Origin of the sequence: Brevibacterium linens ATCC 9172, assembly GCF_900169165.1 — a bacterium.
In the GTDB taxonomy this organism is placed as follows: Bacteria; Actinomycetota; Actinomycetes; order Actinomycetales; family Brevibacteriaceae; genus Brevibacterium; species Brevibacterium linens.
Genome location: NZ_FXYY01000053.1, coordinates 1 through 3,994, shown reverse-complemented (window position 1 = coordinate 3,994; position 3,994 = coordinate 1). Strand labels below are relative to the sequence as shown.

Annotated in this window: 4 protein-coding genes; 2 read left to right on the top strand and 2 right to left on the bottom strand. The window is 56.5% G+C overall.

Annotated features, from left to right (window positions below):
• Positions 1–142: 142 nt before the first annotated feature.
• Together BLIN9172_RS17610 and BLIN9172_RS18365 are read left to right on the top strand one after the other, a co-directional pair.
• Positions 143–997, top strand: a complete 855-nt coding sequence (locus BLIN9172_RS17610) for a hypothetical protein (RefSeq protein WP_009883630.1) — start codon at positions 143–145, stop codon at positions 995–997.
• A 68-nt stretch (positions 998–1,065) separates the two neighbouring features.
• A complete protein-coding gene (locus BLIN9172_RS18365) occupies positions 1,066–1,554 on the top strand; it encodes a TetR/AcrR family transcriptional regulator (RefSeq protein ID WP_205751095.1) in 489 nt (162 codons plus the stop codon).
• Positions 1,555–1,900: 346 nt separating this feature from the next.
• On the opposite strand, the gene BLIN9172_RS17595 is transcribed toward BLIN9172_RS18365, so the two are convergent.
• Entirely contained in the window at positions 1,901–3,088 is a 1,188-nt protein-coding gene (locus tag BLIN9172_RS17595) for a YycP family beta-propeller protein (protein ID WP_096147156.1), read from the bottom strand.
• A gap of 64 nt (positions 3,089–3,152) precedes the next feature.
• The coding region (locus tag BLIN9172_RS18005) for a hypothetical protein (RefSeq protein ID WP_219618605.1) at positions 3,153–3,994 on the bottom strand (842 nt) is incomplete at its 5' end.

Sequence of the window (3,994 nt, the reverse complement as noted above, 5' to 3'; positions counted from 1 at the left end):
GACCCCGGGGAATCATCTATGTGGAAGAGACCGGTGAGAGACCGGGACACTACTTCCTGCCCTCGCACCGCGTTCGCACTCGAATCCGAGTGAGCCCCTTGCCATCAAGCGAATCGGTGGATCAAGGTTAAGGAGATCGACCATGAGTGAGTTCACCACCTTTTCGGAAAATGAAGCCTGGGCGCTGCGCCGCCTGGTCAACATCGGTATCCATGACTTCGAGATCCAAATCAGTCGCGACCCGAGGATAAAGGATCACCTGGAAATGCCGTTCGAGGACCATAGGGCGATGCACGCCGGAATCAAAGCCAAGCTGGCAGCCAACACCACCATCGATGCCCGACTGTTCAGCCGAGACGAAACTCAGTTCATCGCGCACCTCGCGCAGTCCAGCATCGACCTCGGTGGGGCCTCACCCGATGACACAGCGGCACAAGATGCTGAACAATGGGAGTCTCGAATCGTGACGAAAGCACACCACATGAACGAAGAACGACGTGCGACAGACTTCTCCCCTACCGCAGACGCACCAGCCGAGCCGTCGGTGTCTCGTCCCGATCGCGTCTACAACCGAGCCACACTCGAAGCCGCAGGACACCGTCTCGACGTCGGCGATTGGGATGCTCACCGCAAACTGGCCCAGATCGCAGTCGAAAGCGGGTACGCCGCCGAGGTGACACAGGACTTCATCAACGACACCGCAGAAGACCAACCCCTCCAGCATTCCATTCGCATACTTGATGCCAACGAAATCCAGCCCAGAGACGTCGACACAGCAGGCCTGTCAACCGAGTTCGATCCCATGGGCGGCACGAGTGAAGTCGAGCAGTTCACACCACAGAAGCCACACGGAGATTACGGGCGACAGACACCATTCGACGTCGCCCCAATCAACGCCGATGAACCAGGGTTCCCCCAACCCTCGAATGCTCACATCGACGCCCTGGCCACTCAACCACCGTCACCGGCTACACAGACGTCACTGAACCTGGACTGACCTCTCGGCCATGCGTGGGCAGTCACTATAGTCGGAGATATCACCTTTTCCGAGCAGGGAGCTGAACTGTGATTTCACGCCGCATTCTGGTAGCCGATACCGCGATCGGAGTCGTCGCTACCGCAGGACTCAGGGGCCTCACACACCGAGCCGTCGATGACTTCGCCGGTCTTCCGGTGGGTTCGACTTCGAACTGCTATAGCACCCGGAATGATCTCGTCAATGGCATCGCGTCTAGGATTCACACCCGGCTATCCGAAAAGTCAGACCACGCACGGGCTTCACGCCTCACTGAACGTGAGTACGGGGCACTACTGCTTTCCAATGACCGTCATCTCTTTCGCACACTGGCACTGTTTTCGCTCGACCCTTCTTTGCCCGTTCCCGGCAGATCTCGAATTTCTGCCACGCACGAGCTAATTGCGGCCACCTTCGCAGGCCTCGCCGGACCCGAACAGACTACCCCGCAGACGGTCGTGGGACACCTCATTGCCAACGTCATTGTCGACGACAGCGCCGACACGGCTGCAGTCGAGCAGAACATTCAGCTGCTGTAAAAGCGGCTCCATATTGCTAGGTTCAGTCGTGGCGGGCTTTACCGTTTTTTGCGCTTCCACCTTGACCAAACTTCATAGGGGTCTGCAGTCGCGTAGTATTTGGGCGATGATTCCGGAGAAGAAGGACCAGATCGTGCCTCGGAAGAAACGCGGGAGCGACGGTGGACGACCGCCGACGTTCCAGGCCGGGGCGTATTGGAACCGCAATTTCGTGGAACGCTCGTTTGCCAACCGCAAGCAATGGCGAAGATTAGCAACACGATAAGACAAGCGCGCCATCACATATCGAGCGGCAGCCGTGATCAGCGCGATCCTGACAAGGCTACGCCGATAAACCAGACATGCCCTAGTCTCTGGCAGACACCGCCCAAATCGAACTGTCATCGATTGTCTTGGCGATGTCGGGGAGGTCGATTTCAGTGAGGACTTCTCCGCTGTTTCGGTCGTACTGCACGAGACGGACTTCTTCCGCTTCTTGCTGAAAGGTCACCACCGTCAACGCATTCTCGGTGAAATCCACCACGCGAGTATCAGTGCTGTTGTCGTAGCTGTCGACGAGCTCGAAGAGCTTCTGGCTGATACCTGTCGTGATATCCGTTCGCCATGCCCGTCCGAAGTCATCGACCCAGTCGAAATCGTTACCTCGCAGCGACTGCTGGGAGGAACCATTGATCTCGAAAGTGGACTGGTCGGGGCCTGTCACCGGTTCGCCGTCGGCGGTGACGAGTTCGAGTTCGGTCATGTCGCCGGAATCGGTGTCCCATATTCGCAGCACCGGGGTAGTCTCACCTGAATCAGCATAAATACTGGCCAAGTGGTACAGACTACCGTCAACGCAGGGCGCATCCGTCGACTCCTGACCTGACGAATTAACGGCCTGAATGGATACATTCTCTTCCTCGACCGTGGTCCCGGACGTCAGTTGGTTCAGCATCAGCCTCGTGTAGCCATCTGCTTCCTTGGCCTCGACCCCCTGTCGTTCGGCCTCAGCCTGGTACTTCCCTAGAGGTTCGGCTATCCCGTAGAGGTCTCCGTCGCAGAATCCGGTGACTTGGAAATACCCTTCAACCTCGGTGAAGTCAGACCCCTTCGTTGACGATGTGATGAGTTGTTCGACGTAGCTGTCTTCCTCGTAACCATCGTTGTAGAGACCGATCACTGTCCCGTCGTCGCTAAGCGAAAGGGCTTGCTGGTAGTCAGTCTTCGTATCCGTGGGTATCACTTCAGTCGAGGTACCCACGATGTAGTCATTCTCTGTATCGGAGAAGGCCAGTTTGTCCTTATTCCAGTCCAACTGCGCATGCTGCATGATTGTGGTCTCGATGACGGAGGTTCCACCGTCTTCTTTGACCAGGACGACGTACCCCTTGCCATCGGATTCGACCACACCAGATTGTTGACGGCTGATCGTGAAGGCGGCAATAACATCGGTGGTGGTGGCGTCCCGCGTCGGGGTGGTCGGCTCCGGAGTTTCCGAGCAACCGGTGAGCAGAGCTATCAGTGAGGCGGAACACAACCACCAGAGTTTCTTCATCGCGCTCCTAGGGCGTGAGGGTGTCGCGGGTGCAATAGCACCCGCGACACAGTGAAGTTTCAGGTTACTTGATCGTCTTGTAGATGTGCGTGTGCTTCGAATCCTTGATGTTGTATGGGTAGACGCCGAGGCCGCCATTTCCGTCCAGATCGATCTTGACCGAGGCTTTATACGCCGCCCACACAAGTTGAGAGCAGTTCATTTTCGCGCTGCCGGTTTTCTTGTTCACCGCGAAGTTCGCACTGTACTTCTTTCCTCGGAGTTTGTTGTAAGCGTACGATCCGGCCTTGTTTCGTTTCGTCTGTGAGGTCTTCACATCCATTTTGTAGGACTTTTTAGGAACTTTATAGCTCGATGCTGAGGTGGACCGACTCTTTTTCCCTGTGCCAGGTGCTTCGACAATCGTGGGTTTCGCCGAATAAATGCCTGTGTGTCCATGATTGACACCACCGGTGAATGCGGGGGTGACGAACACATCACCCTTGTGCTTGGCGTTACCAATTTTCTTGGTGCGTTTGCCCTTCTTACTTGATGACGCAGCCTCTATCGACTGAGCGCTTTCGCTACTGGCCTGGCGGAGTACCGATTCCACCGATACTCCAGTTGATGCCGAGTAAACCTCGACGTCATTGACGAGGGCTGATTCGGTCAGCTCAGGTGATTCGGCAACCAGTGCCTGAGCTTGCTTCTGGGCCGCCGGGGAAAGCGTCTCGGTTGTGGCGGATGCTGGCGATAGTGATCCGAATGTGAGGATCGATATGGCGACGAGGGCTATTGTGGGGTGAGTCCCATAGAGTGGTGGCATTCCCACCAGGGACTTCACCCCCAAAAATGTGAAGAACCATCGTGGGATCCCGCTAGTAGTTCCGCCAAGAACCTCACGAAAGGCATCCCACGATGGCTGAC